27 protein-coding genes are annotated in these 23393 nt (G+C 42.0%); 10 read left to right on the top strand and 17 right to left on the bottom strand.

Going from position 1 to position 23393, the window contains the following annotated elements; genetic code table 11:
* Together ubiD and HT99x_RS14745 are read left to right on the top strand one after the other, a co-directional pair.
* Positions 1 to 1470, top strand: a complete 1470-nt coding sequence (gene ubiD, locus HT99x_RS14740; RefSeq protein WP_075065167.1) for a 4-hydroxy-3-polyprenylbenzoate decarboxylase — start codon at positions 1 to 3, stop codon at positions 1468 to 1470.
* Positions 1471 to 1474: 4 nt separating this feature from the next.
* Positions 1475 to 2200, top strand: coding sequence for a ferredoxin reductase domain-containing protein (locus HT99x_RS14745; RefSeq protein ID WP_075065166.1), 726 nt, complete (start codon positions 1475 to 1477; stop codon positions 2198 to 2200).
* On the opposite strand, the gene HT99x_RS14750 is transcribed toward HT99x_RS14745, so the two are convergent.
* The 11 genes from HT99x_RS14750 to cyaY all read right to left on the bottom strand — a co-directional run bounded on the left by HT99x_RS14750 (position 2187) and on the right by cyaY (position 12117).
* Positions 2187 to 3182, bottom strand: coding sequence for a Ulp1 family isopeptidase (locus tag HT99x_RS14750; RefSeq protein ID WP_075065165.1), 996 nt, complete (start codon positions 3180 to 3182; stop codon positions 2187 to 2189). The genes HT99x_RS14745 and HT99x_RS14750 overlap by 14 nt on opposite strands.
* A 103-nt stretch (positions 3183 to 3285) precedes the next feature.
* Positions 3286 to 4077 carry a ferredoxin reductase domain-containing protein gene (locus HT99x_RS14755; RefSeq protein ID WP_158003348.1) on the bottom strand — a complete coding sequence of 264 codons (792 nt, stop codon included), beginning with the start codon at positions 4075 to 4077 and terminating at the stop codon, positions 3286 to 3288.
* Positions 4074 to 5282, bottom strand: a complete 1209-nt coding sequence (locus HT99x_RS14760; RefSeq protein WP_075065164.1) for a heme biosynthesis HemY N-terminal domain-containing protein — start codon at positions 5280 to 5282, stop codon at positions 4074 to 4076. The genes HT99x_RS14755 and HT99x_RS14760 overlap by 4 nt, the downstream gene beginning before the upstream one ends.
* Positions 5283 to 5295: 13 nt before the next feature.
* Positions 5296 to 6657 carry a uroporphyrinogen-III C-methyltransferase gene (locus tag HT99x_RS14765; RefSeq protein WP_075065163.1) on the bottom strand — a complete coding sequence of 454 codons (1362 nt, stop codon included), beginning with the start codon at positions 6655 to 6657 and terminating at the stop codon, positions 5296 to 5298.
* Between the two features lie 23 nt (positions 6658 to 6680).
* The gene (locus HT99x_RS14770) at positions 6681 to 7424 is read right to left on the bottom strand and encodes an outer membrane beta-barrel protein (RefSeq protein WP_075065162.1); all 744 of its coding nucleotides are present in this window, start codon (positions 7422 to 7424) and stop codon (positions 6681 to 6683) included.
* A 28-nt stretch (positions 7425 to 7452) separates the two neighbouring features.
* Complete coding sequence (locus tag HT99x_RS14775; protein ID WP_158003347.1) at positions 7453 to 8214, bottom strand: uroporphyrinogen-III synthase; 762 nt, start codon at positions 8212 to 8214, stop codon at positions 7453 to 7455.
* Between the two features lie 34 nt (positions 8215 to 8248).
* A complete protein-coding gene (hemC, locus tag HT99x_RS14780) occupies positions 8249 to 9184 on the bottom strand; it encodes a hydroxymethylbilane synthase (RefSeq protein ID WP_075065160.1) in 936 nt (311 codons plus the stop codon).
* A 63-nt stretch (positions 9185 to 9247) separates the two neighbouring features.
* The gene (locus HT99x_RS14785) at positions 9248 to 9985 is read right to left on the bottom strand and encodes a response regulator (RefSeq protein ID WP_075065159.1); all 738 of its coding nucleotides are present in this window, start codon (positions 9983 to 9985) and stop codon (positions 9248 to 9250) included.
* A gap of 43 nt (positions 9986 to 10028) precedes the next feature.
* Complete coding sequence (locus HT99x_RS14790; protein WP_075065158.1) at positions 10029 to 11108, bottom strand: sensor histidine kinase; 1080 nt, start codon at positions 11106 to 11108, stop codon at positions 10029 to 10031.
* Entirely contained in the window at positions 11098 to 11787 is a 690-nt protein-coding gene (locus tag HT99x_RS14795) for an alpha/beta fold hydrolase (RefSeq protein WP_075065157.1), read from the bottom strand. Before HT99x_RS14795 ends, HT99x_RS14790 begins: the two co-directional genes overlap by 11 nt.
* Positions 11788 to 11796: 9 nt before the next feature.
* Positions 11797 to 12117 carry an iron donor protein CyaY gene (gene cyaY, locus HT99x_RS14800; RefSeq protein ID WP_075065156.1) on the bottom strand — a complete coding sequence of 107 codons (321 nt, stop codon included), beginning with the start codon at positions 12115 to 12117 and terminating at the stop codon, positions 11797 to 11799.
* A 142-nt stretch (positions 12118 to 12259) separates the two neighbouring features.
* On the opposite strand from cyaY, the gene lptM reads away from it, so the two are divergent.
* The 6 genes from lptM (at position 12260) to HT99x_RS14830 (ending at position 16737) form a co-directional block, all read left to right on the top strand.
* Complete coding sequence (lptM, locus tag HT99x_RS14805; RefSeq protein ID WP_083482775.1) at positions 12260 to 12397, top strand: LPS translocon maturation chaperone LptM; 138 nt, start codon at positions 12260 to 12262, stop codon at positions 12395 to 12397.
* On the top strand, positions 12384 to 13628 hold the full coding sequence (lysA, locus tag HT99x_RS14810) for a diaminopimelate decarboxylase (protein WP_075065155.1): 1245 nt from the start codon (positions 12384 to 12386) through the stop codon (positions 13626 to 13628). The genes lptM and lysA overlap by 14 nt, the downstream gene beginning before the upstream one ends.
* A complete protein-coding gene (locus HT99x_RS14815; protein ID WP_075065154.1) occupies positions 13622 to 14350 on the top strand; it encodes a DUF481 domain-containing protein in 729 nt (242 codons plus the stop codon). The genes lysA and HT99x_RS14815 overlap by 7 nt, the downstream gene beginning before the upstream one ends.
* A 21-nt stretch (positions 14351 to 14371) precedes the next feature.
* On the top strand, positions 14372 to 15241 hold the full coding sequence (gene dapF, locus HT99x_RS14820) for a diaminopimelate epimerase (RefSeq protein ID WP_075065153.1): 870 nt from the start codon (positions 14372 to 14374) through the stop codon (positions 15239 to 15241).
* Between the two features lie 27 nt (positions 15242 to 15268).
* Positions 15269 to 15778 carry a disulfide bond formation protein B gene (locus HT99x_RS14825; RefSeq protein WP_083482773.1) on the top strand — a complete coding sequence of 170 codons (510 nt, stop codon included), beginning with the start codon at positions 15269 to 15271 and terminating at the stop codon, positions 15776 to 15778.
* 515 nt (positions 15779 to 16293) lie between these two features.
* Positions 16294 to 16737: an Rsd/AlgQ family anti-sigma factor gene (locus HT99x_RS14830; RefSeq protein WP_075065152.1), complete on the top strand. Its 444-nt coding sequence runs from the start codon at positions 16294 to 16296 to the stop codon at positions 16735 to 16737.
* A 5-nt stretch (positions 16738 to 16742) separates the two neighbouring features.
* Here the strand turns inward: HT99x_RS14830 and fdxA are convergent, their stop codons facing one another.
* Positions 16743 to 17066 (bottom strand): ferredoxin FdxA, encoded by a 324-nt coding sequence (fdxA, locus tag HT99x_RS14835; RefSeq protein WP_075065151.1) that lies wholly within the window; start codon positions 17064 to 17066, stop codon positions 16743 to 16745.
* A 125-nt stretch (positions 17067 to 17191) separates the two neighbouring features.
* Between fdxA and HT99x_RS14840 the strand changes: the two genes are divergently transcribed.
* Positions 17192 to 18073, top strand: a complete 882-nt coding sequence (locus HT99x_RS14840; protein WP_075065150.1) for a hypothetical protein — start codon at positions 17192 to 17194, stop codon at positions 18071 to 18073.
* 66 nt (positions 18074 to 18139) lie between these two features.
* Here the strand turns inward: HT99x_RS14840 and HT99x_RS14845 are convergent, their stop codons facing one another.
* The 4 genes from HT99x_RS14845 to speA all read right to left on the bottom strand — a co-directional run bounded on the left by HT99x_RS14845 (position 18140) and on the right by speA (position 21977).
* Complete coding sequence (locus tag HT99x_RS14845; RefSeq protein WP_139016553.1) at positions 18140 to 18715, bottom strand: HAD family hydrolase; 576 nt, start codon at positions 18713 to 18715, stop codon at positions 18140 to 18142.
* Positions 18716 to 18745: 30 nt separating this feature from the next.
* Positions 18746 to 19696, bottom strand: coding sequence for an NAD(P)-dependent oxidoreductase (locus HT99x_RS14850; RefSeq protein ID WP_083482771.1), 951 nt, complete (start codon positions 19694 to 19696; stop codon positions 18746 to 18748).
* Positions 19697 to 19791: 95 nt separating this feature from the next.
* Entirely contained in the window at positions 19792 to 19968 is a 177-nt protein-coding gene (locus HT99x_RS14855) for a hypothetical protein (RefSeq protein ID WP_158003346.1), read from the bottom strand.
* A gap of 104 nt (positions 19969 to 20072) precedes the next feature.
* Positions 20073 to 21977 carry a biosynthetic arginine decarboxylase gene (gene speA / locus HT99x_RS14860; RefSeq protein WP_075065148.1) on the bottom strand — a complete coding sequence of 635 codons (1905 nt, stop codon included), beginning with the start codon at positions 21975 to 21977 and terminating at the stop codon, positions 20073 to 20075.
* 120 nt (positions 21978 to 22097) lie between these two features.
* Here speA and speE point away from each other — a divergent pair, with 120 nt between their 5' ends.
* Entirely contained in the window at positions 22098 to 22955 is an 858-nt protein-coding gene (gene speE, locus HT99x_RS14865; RefSeq protein ID WP_075065147.1) for a polyamine aminopropyltransferase, read from the top strand.
* A 63-nt stretch (positions 22956 to 23018) separates the two neighbouring features.
* On the opposite strand, the gene HT99x_RS14870 is transcribed toward speE, so the two are convergent.
* Positions 23019 to 23357, bottom strand: coding sequence for a P-II family nitrogen regulator (locus HT99x_RS14870; protein ID WP_075065146.1), 339 nt, complete (start codon positions 23355 to 23357; stop codon positions 23019 to 23021).
* Positions 23358 to 23393 lie beyond the last annotated feature (36 nt).

Here is a 23393-nt window from a genome sequence, read left to right on the forward strand (position 1 = left end):
ATGAAATACGAAGATCTTCGTGACTTTATTCGTCATTTAGCAGAAAAGGATCAACTCAAGCGCGTTAGTGCAAGTGTTGATCCTTTTTTGGAAATGACTGAAATTTCTCATCGTGTCTTAAGACAACAAGGCCCCGCTTTACTATTCGAATCACCCAAAAATCACTCGATCCCGGTACTTACCAATTTATTTGGCACACCAGAGCGAGTTGCCGCAGCAATGGGGCAAGAATCTTTAAGTGATTTACGCGAAGTGGGCAAGTTTCTTGCTTTCCTTAAAGAACCCGAACCTCCCAAAGGATTTAAAGATGCATTAAAACAATTGCCTCTTTACAAGCAAATCCTCAATATGGCGCCAACCAGAGAAACGCTTGGTAAAGCCCTTTGTCAACGTAATCGTTTGCAAGGTGATGAAATTGATCTTTATCGTTTACCAATTCAAACATGTTGGCCTGAAGATGTTGCCCCGCTGATTACTTGGGGATTGGTTGTCACACAAGGCCCTTATGCATCAAGACAAAATTTAGGGATCTATCGACAACAAGTTATTGCTAAGAACAAAGTGATTATGCGTTGGCTGGGCCATCGTGGCGGTGCGTTAGATTACGCTAAATGGTGTCAAAAACACAAAGACAAACCATTTCCCATCGCTGTTGCAATTGGGGCGGATCCAGCGACAATACTCGCCGCTGTCACCCCTATCCCTGATACTTTATCAGAATATGCGTTTGCCGGATTATTGCGAGGTCATAAAACACGACTCGTCCCTTGCCATCTGCATTCATTAGATGTTCCTGCAACAAGCGAAATGATTTTAGAAGGCTTTATCTATCCTAATGATACGGCATTAGAAGGCCCTTTTGGCGATCATACGGGTTACTACAATGAAGTAGAACGTTTTCCGGTGATGACGATTGAAAGCATTTCTATGAGAGATAACCCTATCTATCATAGCACCTATACTGGCAGACCCCCTGATGAACCTGCTGTCTTAGGCGTTGCTTTAAATGAAGTATTTGTACCGGTTTTACAAAAACAGTTTCCAGAAATCGTTGATTTTTATTTACCGCCAGAGGGTTGCTCTTATCGCATGGCAGTTGTCACGATTAAAAAGGAATATCCCGGTCATGCTAAACGAGTGATGTTCGGAGTTTGGTCATTTTTACGGCAATTTATGTATACCAAATTCATTATTGTTACTGACGATGATGTTGATGCTAGAAACTGGCAAGATGTGATCTGGGCAATTACCACACGGATGGATCCCAAAAGAGATACCGTACTGCTGGATAATACGCCAATTGATTATCTTGATTTTGCATCGCCTGTTTCAGGTCTTGGGGGCAAAATGGGACTTGATGCAACAACGAAACTGCCTGGCGAAACCGATCGCGAATGGGGTAAACCGATACACCAATCTCAAGACATCATTACGCGTATTGATGAATTATGGCCGTCGCTTGGGTTATAAAATCATGACAAATACCTATCATTATCTTTGCCAAGAAAAACTCATTAAAACCCGTGATATCTCATTGATTACGATAGTTCCAATTTCACACGCTCTGACTTATCAAGCCGGGCAATTTGTTGAAATTTTACTCCGCTCAGGCCACTGCTTATTACTTTCTATTGCCAATGCTCCGCAAACCGATGGCCATATCGAATTTCATCTGCGCCATGATGAGGCACACCCTATAGCAAAGCTTTTTTTAAATGAGCTTGAACAAGATGCTAACGTTGTGTTGCGAGGCCCTTTTGGCGAAAGCACTTTAGAGCAAAATATTCAATCGCAAGAGGAACTTGTTTTCTTAGCGGGGGGTACTGGCTTTGCACCTATCAAAGCACTGTTACAACTCGCCTTGGTGAATAGTCAACAACCCTTGTTGCTGTATTGGGGCATTCGCCGCCCCGAAGATGCCTATGATGAACCCTTATTACAACAATGGAAAACACGTTATCCGCGCTTTGACTATACCTTAGTCTTATCCGAGCCCCACCAGCACCCTTCTTGGACAGCCCCAACCGGCTTTGTTCATGATTATGTCGCCCAAAAACACCCTGATATGAAAGCGTTATGTTTATTTGCCAGTGGACCTTTTGAAATGATTCAGGCAGCACAAAGATTATTCACCCATCAGGGGCTAAAAACCCATCGCTTTATTTCAGATATGTTACCCAAAACGATTAAAACGATTTAATGGATCTTCTTTTATCCTCTGAAGCCGGTTGTACGGGACTTGTCTTCGATTTGTTTCTTGAGCTTGAGCTTGAGCTTGGACTACTACTTTGCGGTAAATAAGTACGCTGGGATGCAGGTGCTATCATTGATTCAGCCAGTTTTTGTGCCATATGAAGACGAAATTGGACATAATTACAAGAATATCTGCTGTAATCTGCATAAACGGATAAGTCTTCGTCTTGTGCTTTTCTAAGGGCATAGTAACTAATAACGGTTCCACAATCACTGCCGTTGTCTTGTTGAGGAACCAGATAACTCACATCATCTTGTGCTACAATCTGACAGTGACTATAGATACTTCCTAATAAAGCTTCCCCTTTAGCAATAATCCCTGGATGATTTTGCGTGTGATTGAAGCCATCTAAACATTTTACAGTAAAAACGTTACCACGTACTCTTTCTATGAGCAGCAAATACCAATGACAATCATCACAATATGGCCAAAAAATGACGTTGGCTGCTTTAAGTTTATTACGTAAATTTGTTCTATCAGAGGAGTTGAGCGAAGAGATAAAATCTTTCGCATGATGATAACTTGACTCTAGATGCGCAATCTTCTCTGAAAATTCCAGTGTTTTAAAAAAGGCGTTAATCACATCTGAATTTAACCAGTCAGCGCGCCGCTCCGGTGATTTGTGCGCCTGAAATGGCTCCATTAAACGACTCGCCATTTCCTGACCGTACATGGAATCCCTTTGCTGTATTTCGTTATAATAAGATTCTAATAAATCGTTGCTAGGAAAATATCCATTGTAATAAATCGCCATCTTGTTATTTTCTTGATACATAGACATGCCACGCCAACTAGCGGTATCAACTGGGCGCAAAACCTCTTCACCTGGAGGACTTTCAACCATGTAATCTGCGGAATCATTACCCAACGTAAAAAATAATTGCTCAGTTACTTCGCTGAGCCAACCAGTCAATTTTTCACCTAGCATGGCGAATATCTCACAACAAATTAAGCCATTTTCTTAGAGCCGCGAACATACTGATTACTCACGTTAATGTCAAGTATGATTTAAATTATAGCTTATTCAAATGTCAGGCGTTGTTTTTATTATCTAACTTCCAATAATTCTCTATGGTGATCTGGCCAGGCTGCTTCACGTGATTCACCAATAATCCTCGTAACTTGAGTAGCTCGCTCAAATCATGAATCATTGCTGGATTTCCACAAAGCATGGTTTGCGATGTTTGAGCTGATAAAGATAAGCCCGTCTGGTTTTCAAGTTCTCCGCTAGCCAATAAGTGCGTTATCCGCTTTGACACGGCTCCTCGTTGACCGTCAGATAGATTTTCACCTGTGACAACGGGCATCCAATAAAATCGCTCTGGGTATTGATGTTGCCAAAGTTGCACAAGATGCTGATGAGTGAGAGAGAGCGTATTTTGTACGCTATGCACCAGCACAATCTTTTGAAACCGCAACCAAGGTTGTTGGGTTTGTAAAATAGATAAAAACACCCCAAATCCGGTGCCTGTCGCAAACAACCATAAGATAGTTGCATCGGGGACACTGGATAAAACAAACCGACCCGATGGCCGTTTTGCAATATAAATCGGATCATGTGGCTTAAGTTTGACTAATCGTGATGAAAAATAGCCGCCTGGAACCAATGAATAATAAAATTCAAACGGCGACTCGGAAGGTGGGTTAACAAAGGAATAAGGTCGCAATACATGACAATCTTCATCTAATGCTAATTGTGTAAATTGCCCTGCAACAAATGGCTCTATGGCCGCATCAACATAAAGGGAGTTTAATCCTAAGCGCCATTCTTTTTGCGCAATGACTTTACCTAAAATAAATCGTTCAGCAATTTTTGAATTCAAACATCGCTCGCCATATTTTCTATCGGCGTGATGAGTAATAAGCCTTTTTTGAAAATTTGCGCGCTGAGTTCTGGCCTATCCATTTTCTCTAATAGCTTGCCTAAACAAGCATAGGTTTGCGGCATGGGTTTCAAGCTTAAACTGGCCTCATAGTAGCGCTGTGCCTTTCCCCATAACTGATGACGCTCACATATCAGCCCCAAAGCAAGTGGCAAACCTGGGCTTTGTGGATGGGTTTTAAGCCACGATTCCGCTCTATTGAGTAATTTATTCAGATCAGGATATTGAAGATGACCATAGTATTCAATCACTCTCTCATTCCATTGCGCTTTTAATGAGTCCCGCAATACTTCTTCTGCTTCTATCGCACCCTGTACACGCTGTAAGGCTTTAGCATAAATTAATGCAACTTCGCTATCTAATTGTACCCAGCGTGGCAATTGTTGCCACTGCGAAATCAATAGCGGTTTTGGCACATTATCAAGCGCTGCAAATTGCTCTTTCACAATGGTTCTTTGCAATGCTAACAGCGCATCTGCAGCTAAGACACGCTGTTGCTTTAAGATCGGAAGCAATTCCAATAAAGGCTGCCATGCCTTCGTTTGCAAATAGTTTTGTTGCAATAAGCGTAATACCTGTGGATGATTCGGTTCTTTCTGGCTCAGTGCTTTTAATTTTTCAACGCTTTGCTCATGTTGCCCTTGTTCAAATGCAAGTTGCGCTTGCGTTAAAGCAATTGCCGTTTCCGTATGTTCTTTAACTTCATTTTTTTGCGCTAATTCAATATAACGATCTCGCCGATTATTATGGCCTTGTTCTTGAGCGGCTTTCGCTGCAAATAAATAGCCTAACCAAGGATTATCACTCGCTGGCGCGCCTTTTGCTAACCACGTTTCCGCTTTTGCATAATTTCCTTCAACAAAAGCAATAAAGCCTTTATGAATTAACTTTTTAGAGCGTGTTGAACGAAAACGTTTTGATAGTTTATGTAAATATGCGGGTGTTTTAATCACGCCAGCAAAAATTGCAGCGACATAATGGATAATAATAAGACCCAAAGCGAGGAAAATAATACCCAGCCACAATGGAATATCGATTCGCCATCCCGCAAAGGTGAGTACCATCAACCCTGGAAATTGCTCAACATGAAGACCAACCCATACGGCCAATGCTAATGCTGCAATCATGATAAACAATCGAATCATGTTTTCTCCGTGTTTATCTCATATTCGATAGTGCTTTGAGAGTCGTTGAGATATCGGCCAAAGGACTATCAACAGATTGTGTTTTGAGCTGCATAAGCAGTGCTATTATCGTTTGTTGTTCAGGACTATTGGCAAAATAATTTTGCATCCATTTTTGAAGAGAGTCTAAACTGCTCAAATAGATTTTGCTATTCCCTTCCAATACAGCCCATTGCGCTTGATCGAGCATTAATTGCATCGTACGTACAATTTCTGCTTTTTCTTGGAAAGAGAGCGCTTGCGGAATTGGGTTATCAACTTCTTTGGTAATCCGAATTAAACTTTTTAATTCTTGCCATGAACGCCATAACCCTTTTCGCCAAGCAGGCAGTGATTCATCTACCGCTTCACTTTTGGTTTCATGGATACCGTTTGTTTGGTTATTTAATGTTTTAAAAGGTAATTTCTCAATTAATGGCTTTAATATATTCAGCTGCTCCCATAGCCCTTGCTTATTCACTCGCGGCAAAGTGCTGAGCACTGCAATATCTTTCGCCAACGCTTCTTTAAGCCCCCATAAAGCAGGATCGCCTAGCATGGTCACTTTCTCTTGCGCTGCCTGTAATTGCGTAATCGCGGTTGGAATATCATGCGCAACACGCAGACGTTCATTTGCCATGAATATTAAATAATTAACTTCGGAAATCACCCAGTTTTTACTACCACTTAACGTGACCAGTCGCATTTGCGCGTTTTGTAAATCGGTTTTTAATTCATGAAAGGCTTTTTGTTGCGCTTGCCCTTCTTGTTGTAGCGTTTCAACCTGAGCCAAAGATTGCTTTGCTTTGCTTAATAATACCTGCACAGAAACTTGCTCATCGCGCGATTGACTTTGCAATGCACTGATATTCTTTTGTGAATAATAGGTATAAAACACTAATGCAACCACCGCGATCATAGTCATCAAACTCAAGAATAACGCCATACTTGAAGTCGCATTTCCTGCACTGGGGGGTGAAGGAGGAGGGGGTGGCGGAGTCTGATGAGGTGGCACAGGAGGTGGCGCCTCATGATAACCCATCGAAGGTTCCTCGACCGCGTCTTCTTGCGGTTTAGCATGGGATTGTGGCTGCGCGACTCGTGGTGCAATTTCATCTGGGATCTGCGCGTGCAAACGGCCTTTCTTGGACTGTGTGGATGGTTTGTGGATAAATTCCTTTGCAGGATTGACGCCACTATCAATAGGGTTACTCACAACCTTTGCCGGTGTGCTGGGTAAAATTTCTGCAGGAATATCGCCCGTTTTTTGGGGATTAGCAGAATAGGTCACCACCACCTTATTAGAAGGCGGTGGGTTTTTACCTTTCTTCGCATCATCATCCTGCGTATCGGACATGATTATTCATTTTCCTTTGAAATTTAAACCATTTGTAAAAAGAAACCCAAAGTAAACAGTTGTGAATTTCTAGGATAAACCGTGAAATTATTGGGCAAGATAGTCGGTAAAGCGACACCATTATTATCAACGCCGACAGGGATCGTTGCCTCAAGTTGTGAAGTATTTTCCCACAGCCATTGTAAACGGGCGCCAAAATTATCGGTGATCATGTGGCGAAGACCAACCCCCACTCGCAGCATCGCACGGCCATCAGTTTGCCATTGAGTAGGGCGATGGGCTGGAGTCGGAATAACGCTATCTTGCATAAATACTGTATCAAAATACATTTTGGTCCAGGAGACGCCTAAAATACCTGTAATTTCAGTGCTGGCTAATACGGGCCAAAAAGCAAGCAGATTAAGGTTCCAACCACTTAACGTGGCATCTGATATGTACAGTTGATCGCCTAATCCTAAATTACCGGTAAACCCAAGTACGCTTTGGGTTGTATTATAGAATTGTCGCTTTTCTTGGCGGTACATATGTTGGTAACCACCTTCGATACCGAGATACTTATGCATATAAGTACCAATATAGAAATTGGTTTCAGGGTAATCATGACGAAAATGTTCTCGCCCAAAGCTAGGCTCAAAAGAAACATTGCGCAAACCAGCATCGACCCCGACATAGGGTTTGAATTCCCACTGCTCCCATAGACTTGCGCTGGCTATGGTTGAAAATAATAAAGCAATGAGACCAATTGAAAATGTTGATACTCTTTCCATGAGTTCCTCTTGGTAATCGTAATAACCCTCATGTCATAGTATGACAAAATTGCGAAACGTGCAGCAATGCTGTGCAAAGTTGTTCTTTTTCAGCGCTTTTTGCCACAAAAGTATGTTGGATTCCCCACTTTCTTGCGGCTTGTGCAATACGCTCACTCACGACAATAAAGGCTTGCTGATTTATCCAAGCATAGTGCTCAATCGACACGTTATCGAGAAAATGATGTAAGCAATTTAAACTGGTTACCATGAAGCAAAAAGGATGATTTAACGAAGCCCAGTCTGCTAATAGCGGTTTTAAAGCCAATTTTGGCTTCTCTTGACGATAAACTTTCATCCATGTCACTAAAGCACCACGCGCTGTTAAGGTATCTGCAATCAGCGTTCTACCCCCTTCTCCAGCGATTAACATTATTTTTTTGTTAGCTATCTCATTTTCTTGAAAAAATGGCTCTGTCAGTAATTGTTCACTATCGGCACCAGGAGGAGATGTAAAAAAAACTGACACGCCTTTTGCGACTAATGCTCGTGTTGTCGCCGCCCCCATGGTCACAACCTTGCAGGTTTTTGTTAACGCCAATGCTTGCAAAAGAAGAGGCGGCGCACAATGCACACCATTTTGGCTAGAAATCATAACCCAGTCTGCTTCACGGATTTGGTTTATCCAGCTTGTTTGTAATGATAATGAAGGCAATAAAGGGACAATGCTCAATGTCGGCAATAAGATAGTTGATGCTCCCATTTGCTGAATAGCATCCGCTAAAGGTTGCACTTGGTGTGCTGGGCGCATTAAAACGACCTGCCAAGCACTTAAATCACTTACGTTAGGAATCATGATTTAAAATGTCAGCGATAAGCTTTTTGGCACCTTGTTCGATGAGATTATCTGCAACATGATGACCCACCGTAACGGCTTGCTCGATATCACCGCTTGCAGCCGCTTCCAAAAGCGCATGCTGATTTGGATGTCCCACACGTCCCGTTAAATGAAGTTGTCCATTCTTTATAACAGCAAAACCCGCGACGGGCACTTGGCAATTTCCACCCAATGCCGCATTCATTGCGCGTTCAGCATTGACACAAGCTCGCGTATTTTTATCGTCTAAGACAGAAAGCCATGCACGCGTACGCTCATCATCTAGGCGCGTTTCAATAGCCAATGCGCCTTGCCCTACTGCAGGCAAAACCTGCTCGGCAGAGAAAACTTCTGTTACATGTGCAAAAAGATCTAATCGTTTTAATCCTGCAGCTGCCAGCACAATCGCGTCCCATTCACCATCAAAGCACTTGCGCAAGCGCGTATCCACATTGCCACGCAAAGGACGATATTCTAAATCGGGGCGAAAATAGCGCAGCTGAACCGTGCGCCGTAAACTTGAGGTGCCAACGATGCTACCTGAAGGCAGGGTTGCCAATGTATATCCTTGGGGACAAATCCATGCATCTAATGGATTTTCACGCTCACAAATGGCAGCAAGACCTAATGATTCTGGAAAACTGGATGGCAAATCTTTAAGTGAATGAACAGCGATATCCGCTTCATTTGCCAAAAGTGCTTCTTCTAATTCTTTAACAAATAACCCTTTGCCGCCTATTTTTTGTAATGGCGTCTGTAACCATAAGTCACCTTTGGTTTTGATGCCAATAATACTGATATCGAGGGTTGGGTGATGAGCCATTAAACGAGAGCGAATATGTTCCGCTTGCCACATAGCTAGACGACTGGTACGGGTTACAATACGAATAGAAGCTGTGCTCATGAAAAAATACTATAAATTGCACAAAAATGGCATCTTACGCGTTTTAGCCTCAAAAGGAAATGATTACGTCCCACTCATCACTTGACGCACCTTCGCAACATGACGACGGCTCACATCAAGCGTTTCTGACACGCCGCGCAACCGAATACAAGGCTGTCCGCTTGCATTTTTTTCAAGCGCTTGGATGTATTCCATCGAAACTAAACAATTACGATGTACTCGAAGAAAACGTTCACCAAATTCTGTTTCTAATTCTTTCAGGGTGTCTTCTATTAACACCTCTCCTTCTTTATGGCGAACCGTAACATACTTATGTTCTGCTCGAAAATAGTAGATATCTCCCACAGGTACCAACACAATGCCGCGTCGGGTGCGTGAGCTAATATGGGTACGCGCCTTAGGGGTACCATCTTCTTTGCGATTTAATGATTTCCATTGAACTTTATTGGGTTTTAATGCCTTGTGCAGCGCTTCGCTTAAACGTTCAGGACGTACAGGCTTCAATAAATAATCAACAGCATGCACTTTAAATGCTTCTAGTGCATATTCATCATAAGCAGTAGTGAAAATAATGGCTGGCGGCTCATCCATGCTGACCAAATGGCGAGCAACTTCCAAGCCATCGATACCTGGCATACGAATATCAAGCAATACAACATCAGGATGCAGCACATCGATCTTCTGTAAAGCTTCTTGCCCATTAGCAGCTTCGCCTAAAACTTCATGCTCATTTTGCTCTTGCAAAATTCGCTTGATCCGCTCTCTCGCTAAGCTTTCATCATCTACTATTAATATTCGCATAGGATTGCCCTAATCCTTTTCCTTCTTCTGTTGTCTTTATCGGTTACTTTCCACTTTTTAGATAGGGGAATGTGACTGTCACTTCATACCGTTCTGGCAATTTATTTACTTTCATCTTAGCATGACTGCCGAATAAGAGGTTAAGTCTATGCCCAATATTGACCATCGCTATACGATTTCCTTGAGGCGCACGAGGTTTTGATTCAGCAGGAATTGGGTTGGATAAGTGTATACAAACCATATTTCCCTGCATTTCTCCTCGAATAGTAATCGTCCCGCCTTGTTCTAACGGTTGGATACCATGATAAATTGCATTCTCGACTAAAGGCTGCAAAGTTAACATAGGAATGGCAGCATCTTCTGGCACTTTTGAAAGATCAGCGTCAATGGTTAAACGCTCATCAAGACGTAACCCCTCAATTCGCATATAGTTGCGACATAGATTCCATTCTTCAGACAATGGAATCATTGCACCGGTATGTAACGTGGCGCGAAATAATTCTGATAAATCCTCAACGGCCTGTTCAGCGGCATTGGGCTGCGTATGAATCAGGCTTGCGATAATATTCATACTATTAAATAAAAAATGAGGTCTAATGCGCGCTTGCAATGCTTCTACTCGAGCCTGGCTTTCCAGCTCGATTCGTCGTTTCCATTGGTGCTGGATATAAAAATATCTCAATGCAACAAAGGTCATGATAGCGCTTATCATGACACATCGTGAAACAAACTGTCCGATGGTCTCGGGATTACTTCCCCACTGGTAATTAATTTTAAGTAATAAGTACTGACCGGCTCCTGCAATACAGCCTGTCACTAAAACAACCAACAAATAAGCTGTAATGGCTGCCCATACTAGAGAAAGTTTTGCTAAAAACCGTCTTGCTGTGCAAAGAACGCCTGCACTGGCAAATGCTATCCATTGCACAAAGACTGAGAGCAAACCTAACTCATCCCAAGATTCATGCAAGATATCCCCTGTTGCTAATATCAGTACCAAAGCAACTAGCTCCGCACCTATACAGAGGATAAAGATGGTTTTAACCGCACAAAAATTCGGCAAGAAGAAATCTTCTTCTTCAACGGTCGCACCAGGTGCCTGTGTTTGTTTTTTAGGATCCATATGATGTTAAGTTTAGGGCATTTTTAATCCATGCCCCAATATCGTGTAATTCCTTTAAAGTAACCGTGTGCGCCATGGAGTAGCTATGCCAATCTACTTTATATCCCGCCCCCTGCAATACTGCACAAGATTGTTGGCCTACCCAATATGAAACGATAGTATCCATAAAACCATGCCCCATAAAAATAGGCAGGTGTTCATTCGCTGTATGCTTTTCATTTGGCAACATCTGCTGCAAAGGTAGATAGGCTGATAATACCACAGCGCCCCCTAAAGGCTCTGCAAAACGAAGTGCTGTATGCAAAGCCATTGCGCCGCCTTGAGAAAACCCAATCAGAATAATGCGCTCGCTAGGGATGCCTTTTTTCATTTCGGCATTAATCAAAGCAAGAATGGCCTGTTCAGATTGCCTAATGCCTTTTTCATCTTGCACTGCATGCAAATCAATTGCACCAATGTCATACCAGGCAGGCATGATCATCCCCCCATTCATCGTAATGGGCATTTCGGGCGCATGGGGAAAAATGAATCGAATGCCATGCCCCACCGGCAACTCAAGGCTAGGTACAACATCGATAAAATCAAAACCATTCGCGCCCAACCCATGCAACCAAATAACGCTTGCTTTTGCAGGTTCTGCAGGTTCAATTATTTCCGCTGCCAACTGCCCTATTGTCATGCTTAACCCCTAAATAGTGAATTCATTGATATCCAATACCACATTTGCCTGTTTAGCACATGCTACTAAGATCTCTGCCAATTTTTCTTGACGCAGCGTTACCCATTCCCCTTGGTGGTATTGAAAATGAAACGCCCCTTGCACACAAGCTAGCCATACCTCTTGTAATGGCGCTTGTCTGCTGAGAATCACGGTGCCACCCATGGCAAAGGAAATGGTTAAAATACCTTCTTGGGAATCAAAATCGATATCTTGCTCACTCGTTTCTAACCAGGCTTCAATTTTGAGGAAGAGTGCATCAACCATTTGATGGTATTGGTGTTCATTCATAATCAATCTCATTATAAGCTAGTGCTCTCTAAAAATCGTTTTGTGATACAAGTAAGAAAAAAAACTTTATTACTTGCGAGAGAATAGCATTTTTTTATAACATGCAAAAAATCATCTTAAGCAAGTTGATAGGAGCACACGAATGAAGAATACTAGCGCACGACATGCCTATCCCCTGCTTTTACTCAGCTGCCTATGTTTACTTTTTAGTGGCTGCGGTCAAACGGGCCCTCTCTATATACCACAACCTGAGAAAAATCAGTACAATGAATTACTTTAATTACCGCGCGGGCGAACTTTGGGTTGAAGAGGTTCCCGTCCAACAAATTATTGCCACGCTTGGAACACCTTGCTACATCTACTCACATTCAGCGCTGCTGGGTGCCTGGCAAGCTTTTCGCGATGCGTTAGGGAACTATCCGCATCAAATTTGCTATGCCGTAAAAGCAAATAGCCATTTAGCGATTCTTAATGCACTTGCAACCGTCGGCTCAGGGTTTGATATTGTCTCTGGTGGAGAACTTGCTAGAGTCATCGCCGCAGGTGGGAATGCACAACAAGTTGTTTTTTCTGGTGTTGGCAAAACGCATGATGAAATTCAAGCTGCATTAAATCACAACATCTATTGTTTTAATGTGGAATCTGAAGCAGAACTCTTACTGCTCAATCAAATTGCCAAACAACATAATCAATCGGCACCGATTGCACTTCGTGTTAATCCTGACATTGATGCAATGAGTCATCCTTATATTTCAACCGGACTGAAAGAAAGTAAATTTGGTATTGATATTGATGAGGCATTATCACTTTATGAAAAAGCCAAACAATTATCTCATATCACTATCAAAGGGATCGCCTGTCATATTGGCTCACAATTGACACAATTATCCCCATTTATTGCCGCATTAGAGCGTTTGCTCGCTCTCTACGAGCAATTAAAGATGCAAGGTATTTTGCTCGAACACATCGATATCGGTGGAGGCTTGGGAGTACGTTACGATCAAGAAACACCACCCAGCGCATCAGAATATGTCAACGCACTAATCTCGTCATTAAAATCAACCGGATTAAAGCTCTTAATTGAGCCGGGGCGCGCCATTGTCGCCAAAGCAGGTATTTTAGCGACCCAAGTACTTTACTTAAAGCAATCAGGGAAAAAAAACTTTTGCATCGTTGATTGCGGTATGAATGACTTCATGAGGCCCGCTCTTTATGATGCATGGCAAACGATTTCTGAGATAGTGCAACCCGCCCATAAAAATGAAATTCTCTATGATATTGTTGGTCCCGTTTGTGAAAGCGGTGATTTCCTAGGGAAAAATCGTTATCTCTCTATTAAACAACAGGATTTTCTCGCCATTCATGATGCTGGCGCTTATGGCTTTGTGATGAGTTCAAATTACAATTCCAGACCAAGAGCCGCTGAAGTGATGGTGAAGAAAGACGGTTTTAATATCATTCGACCTCGTGAAAGTATTACGTCTTTATGGGAATCGGAAGTGATATGTTAAGACTTGTTCTTGCAATAATGCTACTGCTCTTTGGGCCATTTCTCCCAGCGGGAGATAAATATTGGCAAAATGAAATTGATGTTGGCATGCTTTTTTATAATGGGAACAATAATGCTAAGCATGTGAATGGTAGTTTACTTAGCGAATACCAACATCATATGCTCGAAAACACATTTCGTATTACAGGTTTGCTTGCCATTAATAAAAATTCTCAAACCAGTTTTAAAGAACGCAATGCAGAAAAATATACCTTTACCGATACTATCTATTATATCTTTTCTCCCAAGCATTTTAGCTATATTAGAGGAGAAGGTGTAAAAGATCATTTTTCACCTTATGCCTACGAATTTACCGAATCTATTGGCTATGGATATCATTTCTTTAAAAGAGATAATCTGGTATGGCAGCTCTCTGGGGGGCCCGGTGGTCGTCATAACAAAACCGCCAAAGGTTTTCATCAAGATGAATTCATTGCGCATTTAGCAAATGAACTTTACTATGAAATTACGCAATATACTTCATTTAGGCAAAGTCTATCGATTGATGCCAGTCCCCTCAACACAAAATCACATCTGCTTAACGAACTTAAAACTGCATTATTTGGCCCCGTCGCAACCAAAGTCTCTTTCGAGTTGGAGCATTATGTTAATCTGCCAGATCTCAGTGAATATTCGCAAAAAACAGATGCGACAACGAAGGTCACTCTCAGCTATACTTTCTAAAAATGTTCAAAAAGGTTACCCATGGGAACGTTAATTCGCTTTACCAAGATGCATGGCTTAGGTAATGATTTTGTCATCTTGGACAATATTAGCCAAGGAATAAAAGTTGATTCCTCACTTATTCGCAAAATTGCTGACCGTCATTTTGGTATCGGCTGTGATCAAGTGCTCATGGTTGAGCCCCCCAATTCTCCTGAGCTAGATTTTAACTACCGAATTTTCAATGCCGATGGTAAAGAAGTTTCTCAATGTGGTAATGGCGCAAGATGCTTTGGCCGCTATGTTTACGAAAAGGGCCTTACAGATAAAAAGCACATCCAGATTGGTACTTATTCCGGCACCATGGAAATTGACGTTTCTGATCTGACTCACATACGTGTTGATATGGGGATCCCGCAGTTTTCACCTAAAGCAGTTCCACTAAATCATAAATACTTTCATAAACTAGCCAATACAGGTCGTTATAGAATCAATTTACTGGGCAATGAACGAGAAGTGACGATTCTTTCTATAGGCAACCCCCATTGTATCATTTCAGTTCCAGCTACTAGTGAAGCCGCTGTGAATGAAGTGGGAAAAGCATTACAAGAACATCCCGCTTTTCCTAAAGGGGTTAATGTCAGTTTTATCCAAGTACTTGCTCGCAATCATGTAAAATGCCGCGTTTATGAAAGAGGCGTAGGTGAAACACTGGCTTGTGGCTCTGCCGCTTGTGCGTGCGTTATTGCGGGGATCTTGCAAGAAGAACTTAACTCTGAAGTCAAAGTAGATATGCCAGGAGGCAGTTTGACGGTTTCATGGCGACCTGAAATGCCAGTCTACCTCAGCGGCCCCGCTAAGAGTGTTTTTCAAGGGGAATTTTACTTATCCATTAATGAAGAAATTTTTTAAGTCAACGGGCATACAAGGACGCTCTCTATGCTAACAACTCGCGCAATGATAAGCACACGCAAACTCTATTTCTGTCTAGGTATGCTTGCTGCTTTGCTGGTGATTGGCTCATTCATTTTACAATACGGATTTAAGCTTCAGCCTTGTAGTCTCTGTATTATTGATAGGGTACTTGTGATGGCCTTAGCCTTGCTATTTTTGATAGCCGCTATACACAACCCCAAAAAAGTTGGAAAGCTTATTTATGGTCTATTGGGCTTTCTCATTGCCATTGCTGGAATTGCCGTCACAGGCCGACATCTGTGGCTAATGCATTTACCACCAGACAAAGTGCCAGAATGCGGACCTGGTTTGAACTATTTGATTGAGACAATGCCACTTAAAGAAGCGTTGATGACCGTTTTTGCGGGCTCTGGAGAATGCGCCAAAGACATTCCATACTTTTTTGGGCTTTCCTTACCCTTATGGACAATGATAGCATTCATCTTGCTAGCGGTAGCGAGCTGGGTTCCTTGTTTCTGGAATTCAAGAAAATAAGGGCAGCTGTAGAAGAGCCACCCTAATTCATTGCGTTCCTTGCAATCCAGCACTACTCCTTTGCGCTTGTGACCTCAACAATCCTTTGATGAGGGTGGTATCCTTACCCACAAGGCAATCGTGTTCCCTTTATGCTTAATGAGGTTGGCAGTCCTTTGCCGAGATGTGATGGCAACATTCCTTGTTGCCACGCTGGCACCCACACTAATCCGTTAGCATGGGATACCTCACAATCTATCAAACCAGCTTGGAAGAACAAGGGTGTCTCTTCTTAGTTTTTTTTCTGGCCTCTTGCGCACTTTCTTTATTAATTTCATATTTTTCAATCAATTATGTATTTCTGACACGCTGAATTCAGCTTTGCTCTGCAGCAAATATGGCCAAGCAGCTACAAAGATTTGAGATATTGCTTACAAGCAGAATTGTAAAGAAGGCAACTTGCCAACAAAACTTGACGTAGCAATCTTAACGTCTTTAATAAGAATAAAGGTTTCAAAACCCAAGGAGGGGTCGTTATGCTGTCTTCTACCATTTCTACATGGCTACAAGAACGCCAAGAATGTATTGTGACTTTGCATCATCTGTGTAGCTATCGTCCATTTACCTCCGCAAAGGCAGCCTGCATCCTTCCCATGCTGAACGAGTTTTGCGAACTATTAATGGATTATGTCTCTAGAGGTCATTTTGAGATTTATGAAAAACTTCAATGTGCGAATGAAATACAAATTGATATTGCAAATAAAATGCCAGCCGATTGGCTTACAAAATTACTTGTCACAACTGGCACTTGTTTAGACTTTAATGACAAATATGAGTTAACAACTCATCTTGGCCAACTTGAAACAGATCTTTCAAAGCTTGCTTTACAATTGGCACAACGCTTAGAGTTTGAAGACAGAATGATTGCACTACATTCGCAAGCAAAACAACAACCTGTCTTCATGACGAAAACAGCTTAATTATGTCACTCTTCTAAGTATTGCAATTTGTCTTTAACCCCATTCCACTTATCGGCCTCTGGTAATGCCTCTTTGTGCGCAGTAATACTAGGCCATTCCTTTGCTTTTTTTGCATTAATTTCAAGAAATTGAGCCATTTCAGGCGGCAAATCATCTTCCGATGAAATTGCTTCAGCAGGACACTCTGGCTCACACAAGGCACAATCAATGCACTCATCTGGATCGATAACCATGAAGTTAGGCCCTTCATGAAAGCAATCAACAGGACAAACTTCTACACAATCGGTATATTTACACTTAATACAGTTATCTGTTACGACAAAGGTCATTTTGCCCTCGTTTTCCCAAAAGGGGGGGATTATACCATAAGCTTTTTTAAGTGAAAAAAGCTTAAAATGTAACTTTTTTCTACGCTATACTACTTTTCAGCATTTAACCATCAGTGGAGCACATCATGACCAAAATGAAAAAGGCTAAAAAACCAATGCCTGCAACTAAGAAAGCGCCCGCCAAAAAAGCACCTGCAGCCAAGAAAGCCCCAGCCGCGAAGAAAGCACCTAATGCTAAAAAGGCTCCCATGGCAAAAGCTCCTGCAGTGAAAAAGGCACCTGCCGCGAAGAAAGCGCCCGCTGCTAAAAAACCAATGCCTGCAACTAAGAAAGCACCCGTTGCTAAAAAAGCACCCGCTACTAAGAAAGCGCCTGCTGCAAAAGCACCTTCCATGAAAAAAGCGCCTGCCGCGAAGAAAACACCCGCTATGAAAAAGGCACCCGCGATAAAAACACCCACGGCTAAAAAAGCATTCACTAAAGCCGCATTAGCACCGAAGACACAACTTCCTATGACCGAAGAACAACTGCAACAACATTTTATACAGAGCCTTGAGCAGTTAGAAAAATATTGGCACAGCAAAGTAGACAACTTAAAAAAACAAGCTGAACATGCCAAGCTTTTCCCAGATAGCGCAGATATTCAAATGATTCGTGAGGATCTTGATGACGCTATTAATCAAGCCAATAAATACTCCGCATTGCAAGACATGATCATTGAATTCGAACAAGATTGGACCAGCCAAACCGTGCTTGCCAATACCATGAAAACCGAAAAGAAAGCTAAAAACGAGCTTACCCCTGCTGTGATGCCAGCCACAGAAGCATCCAACTTAGCAACTGAAATTGATCTTGAAGAAGACGCTTTACTTGAAGACATCGACGATGAACTAGCTAATGAATATGATGATGAAGCAGCATCTGAGCTAGAATTTGCAGATGATTCTGCAGCATTCTTTCCAGAAGAAGACTTCTTTGACGAAGATTCTGAAGATTACGCTAACTAATCGCCATTTCTGATACAAAGACCTGGTACACTTCAAGCAACAAAATGGATTTGAAGTGTACCTCTGCTACCCCAAGATCCTAATCAAACACCGCTCTAATACTCGCAGGCTACTGAAAAATAATTCTTTACAAGGATGACGCAAATAATGCTGATAGGGCTTGGTAAAGTAGTACCCTTGGCTGTAAGCAAGACACACAGATAACATCCCTGTTAACAATCTATCATCCAGTAAAGCAACGCGATGTGCAGAAATTCCTTTATATTCTGCTACCTGCAAAATACCTTGTGGATACGGCTTTCTTCTAACGCTATGGACAATGAAAATTAAAGGAAAATGCTTTTGAAAATACGCAATTCGCTCAGGTTTTGGCTTATTGGTAAATAAAGCAATGCGTTGCTCACCGATGGTTTGGCACAGATGCTTTAACCAACGTTCTGCTTCTGGCAAGGGTGTGTTGGCATCATGCCAGGCTAACACCCCATCAAAATCCAGAATTAATACCGCAATATTGTCTGCCTCTAACCTTTCTGGCGTTAATTCAGATAATCCATTGACTCGTTGCTCTGCCTCAACTAGAAAACGCTTTAGCGCCTTTCGCTGTTGCCATCCCATTTTAATTGCATACCACCACCTAAACATTGTCTTTGTTATCCCTCTTAATATTGTCGTTTATGCCACTTTGTTTCGTGGTTGATGAGCTAAAAAAGCCTTCATATTCTCAACGACTTCATCTAACAAGCGTTGTCTTGCTTCACGAGTCGACCAAGCAACATGGGGTGTCATAATTAATCTTGGGATCGGTTGTACTAACAGTGGATGCGTGGGGGGTGGCGGCTCTGTTGATAACACATCAACCGCAGCTCCACCTAAATGGCCGGACAATAACGCTTTTGCCAACGCACTCTCATCAACTAATCCACCTCTTGCCACATTAATTAAAAAGGCACCCGGTTTCATTTGCTTCAATGCGGCTTCATCAATCAAATGTTTGGTTTGTATTGTCAAAGGACAATGCAAACTAAGCACATCAACTTGTGGTAATAATGCTTTCAACGATAAGCGCCCTGGCCGGGGATCATTTTCTTTCCCTGCAATTAACACTTCCATCCCCAATGCTTTTGCTACTTTAGCAACGCCTTGACCGATAGTACCATAGCCTACAATCCCAAGGATTTTGCCTGATAGTTCATGCGTTTGGTAATTCTGCAAGCAAAACTGTTGGGATTGGCTCCAAACCCCTTGCTGTACCAAGGTATGATAGTCAATCATTCGGGTTGCCATATTAATTAAAAACCCTATCGTTTGCTGGATAACTGATGCGGTAGAATAGCCTGCAACGTTACAAACCGTGATCCCTTGAGCCTTTGCTTGCACCAAATCAATATGGTCACAGCCTGTTGCGGCAACAAGAATACATTGCAACGTTGATGTGTTTTTCAACAAAGATGCGTCAAGGGGTACTTTATTTGAAACAACAACCTGCGCACCCTTGATGCGTTCTTGTATCTCATTGCGAGGTGTTAAGCCGAAGAACTCCCAACGCTCAAGCGTAGAAGTTAAGGCACTAAAATCCAGATCGTTTTGATCGAGTGTCTGATAATCTAGGAATACCCCTTTCACTTTTCTTCTCCCTCTTGTTAAGCGAGGCAAACCTTATGAAATATTGCCCAGCAAAACAAGCCCTTATAGAACTTTTGCCGTAAGGGGGATCAGAATTAGGGTTTTTTAATGTAGATTTTCTCTTCTGACAATTCAGATGAGAATATAGCTGAATTACTTTTTTGTGCGCTGTTGGCGTCAGGCTCACTTGCTAAACGCACTACCCAAGCAAAGAGAAAGCCCACCGCAGTCAAAATGGACAGAAGACTAATCGTAAAGATGAGACCAACCATGGCACACTTCCCTTAGACCGAATCATTTCGGTTTTATAATGATGACAATCCTTTCATCGATGGTCTCTTAATTGTATGACAGGTTCGTCGATTGCGCAAACCGGCTAATGCTCTTCTTCCAAATAGGTATAGCCAATTAATCCGGAAGCAAGCATATCCAGATACATACGGCGCGCTTCGGGTAAAATAGCGGCATTTTCTAACTGTTGTTTATAGCTATACATCAGTTGCTGGGGCTCATAATGAACCATGCGTAAAACACTATCCACACGGTCGCCAAGCACAGGCTCTACTAATGCCACATTTCCTTGTGCATCCAATTCAACATGAACCGAGTCTGTATCCCCAAATAAATTGTGCATATCCCCTAAAATCTCTTGGTAAGCACCCACCAAAAAAATCCCTAAGCAATGGCTTTTGCCCGCACGGCAAGGTGGTAAAGGCAAGCTACTTTCAATCCCCTGGCCATCCACATAATAATTGATCCGACCATCCGAATCACAAGTTAAATCTTGCAAAACAACACGCTGTGTCGGTTTTTCCAATAACCCTTCTAGTGGCATAATGGGAAAAATTTGCTGAATAGCCCAGGCATCTGGAATAGATTGAAATAATGAAAAATTACAAAACAATTTATCTGCAAGCTTCTCATTTAACTCATCTAATAACTCACGCTGCGAACGGTTTTGTGCCGATAATCTACCGCGAACCTGATAGCAAATGCGATAATAGATATCTTCTGCAAGCGCTTTTTGTGCAATCTCAATTTTGCCATCATTAAAGGCTTCATGAACTTTCGTTAGCAACCCTACACTATCGTGGTAACTTTCAATAAGGGGTGCTTTATCCAAAGACTGCTGCAATTGCCATAAATGTTGAATCAATGATGGTGCTTGCTCATCGGGTGGGAGCAACTCATGGGGACGAAACAGATTATCGGTATCGATGACCTGTGTAATGAGTACCGCATGATGCGCTGTCAGCGCTCGCCCTGATTCTGTGATAATGTTAGGTGTGGTCAGATTATTTTTTTCACATACCTTATGAAAAGCACCAACGACGGCATCTGCATAATCATTAACGCTATAATTCATTGAGCAATCATTTCGTGATTGAGTACCATCGTAATCAATACCCAGTCCACCGCCCACATCGACCGTTGAGATGGCAATTCCCATTTCATGTAATTTGGCATAATACTGAGCGCACTCTTCAAAGCCGCGTTTAATATCATGCAAATTGGCTATTTGTGAGCCTAAATGAAAATGAATTAATTGCAAAGCACTTAATAATTTGGCTTCCTTTAGTCTATCGATTAGCGTTAGAATTTGACCGGCTGTTAAACCAAATTTTGATTTCTCACCACCGGTATTTTGCCATTTCCCTTTACCTATCGAAGATAAACGTATTCTCATACCTAATAACGGTGTCACGCCCATGCGCTCAGATTCTTCTAAAATGAGTTCAAGTTCCGAGGGCTTTTCAACAATCAGAAAAATACGATGGCCTAAGACGCGGCCTATCAAGGCCAAACGAATATATTCGCGATCTTTATAACCATTACAAATAATGACGCTATTAGGCTTTTGGCTTAACGCCATCACTGCCATTAGTTCTGGTTTACTGCCTGCTTCTAAACCAACATTATCTTTACCTGATCGCAAAAGCTGTTCAACCACACGTCGATGTTGATTCACTTTAATGGGATAGACGCAAGTGTATTCACCTGGGTAATTCAATTTTGCGCGAGCTTGGTCGAACGCTTGGCAAAGTCTTTGTACTCTGTCTTTTAAAATATCTGAAAAACGCACTAATACGGGTAATGTTAAACCCGCTCGTTTTAATGATTGTACTAAAGAGGGAAAAGAAACTTCTTTTTGACCATCCGATAATTTAGCTATCAATTCGCCTTGCTGATTAATATCGAAATAACCATCGCTCCAATGATCGACATTATAAACATCCCGTGCATCCTCAATTGTCCAATCATTGTGCGTCGTCTTTTTCATCTGGATAGGCTACCTCATGTTTGATAGCCGACATGTTAGCTAGCTTTATTCTGGCATGCAAGTCTTTTCTAGGGTATCTTTGCACCCTTCTTTCTGGCCGTTAAAGAGGATGCTCTTATCATGTTTAACAATCCATCATGGTTTACTGAAGCCAATACCAGCTGGGGAACCGGTTTTAGTCTACAAATTAAGGCAAAAATCTGCGAAGAACAATCGCCTTATCAAAAAGTAGCTATTTACGAGACCACTCATTTCGGCTACTTAATGACCATTGATGACATCATTATGCTCAGCACTTGCGATAATTTTCTTTATCATGAAATGATGTCGCATCCTGTTTTATTCACCCATCCCAATCCCAAAAATGTGGTTATTATTGGGGGCGGAGATTGCGGTACATTGAAAGAAGTGCTGAAACACCCTGTTGATTCGGTTGTGCAAATTGACATCGATGAAAAAGTAACCCAACTTGCTGAGAAATATTTTCCTGAACTTTGCAGTTCGAACAATGATCCTCGAGCAACCTTACTTTTCCAAGATGGTATTCGTTGGATGCAAGAAGCAAAAACCGGTAGCATCGATATTATTATTGTTGATTCAACCGATCCCATCGGCCCCGCTGAAGGGCTCTTTAATCAAGCCTTCTATGAACAATGTTATCGTGTTTTAAGAGAAGATGGTTTACTGGTTCAACAAAGTGAATCTCCATTAATTCATCAGCAATTGTTAAAAGATATGCGCCATGCGATGAAAAAAGCGGATTTTACCGATTTGTTAACCATCACTTTCCCACAACCAGTTTATCCTTCAGGTTGGTGGAGCGCGACAATTGCAGGCAAAAAGCAATTACCTCTTTTTCGTAAAGATGAGGCAACCTTCAATCAATTAGCAACCAAATATTATCAGTTTGCGATTCATGAAGCGGCTTTAACGCCAATCCCCATGTTAAAGGATGTGTTGGGACTCAATAATAAATAGATAGCGTTGTAGAGGATGGCCACCGTACCCTCCCTTAAATAAGGCGGACACGGTGGTCCGCCTCTACAATGCATCTTCGCCTTTTTCGCCAGTGCGTATCCTAATCACCTCATCTAAAGACGTGACAAAAATTTTACCATCACCAATTTTGCCCGTATGTGCGGCTTTTATGATGGTATCAATAATGAGAGAAACTTCACTATCTTTGACTGCAATTTCAATTTTGGCTTTAGGCAAAAAATCAACCACATATTCAGCTCCGCGGTACAATTCTGTATGTCCTTTTTGTCGGCCAAAGCCTTTCACCTCTGTCACCGTGATGCCTTGCACATTGAGCTCTGACAATGCTTCACGAACATCGTCTAATTTAAACGGTTTAACGATGGCGCAAATCAGTTTCATTCCTTGCTCCTTCTTAGCATCCTATGATACGGTCAC

Origin of the sequence: Candidatus Berkiella aquae, from assembly GCF_001431295.2 — a bacterium.
Lineage (GTDB): Bacteria > Pseudomonadota > Gammaproteobacteria > Berkiellales > Berkiellaceae > Berkiella > Berkiella aquae.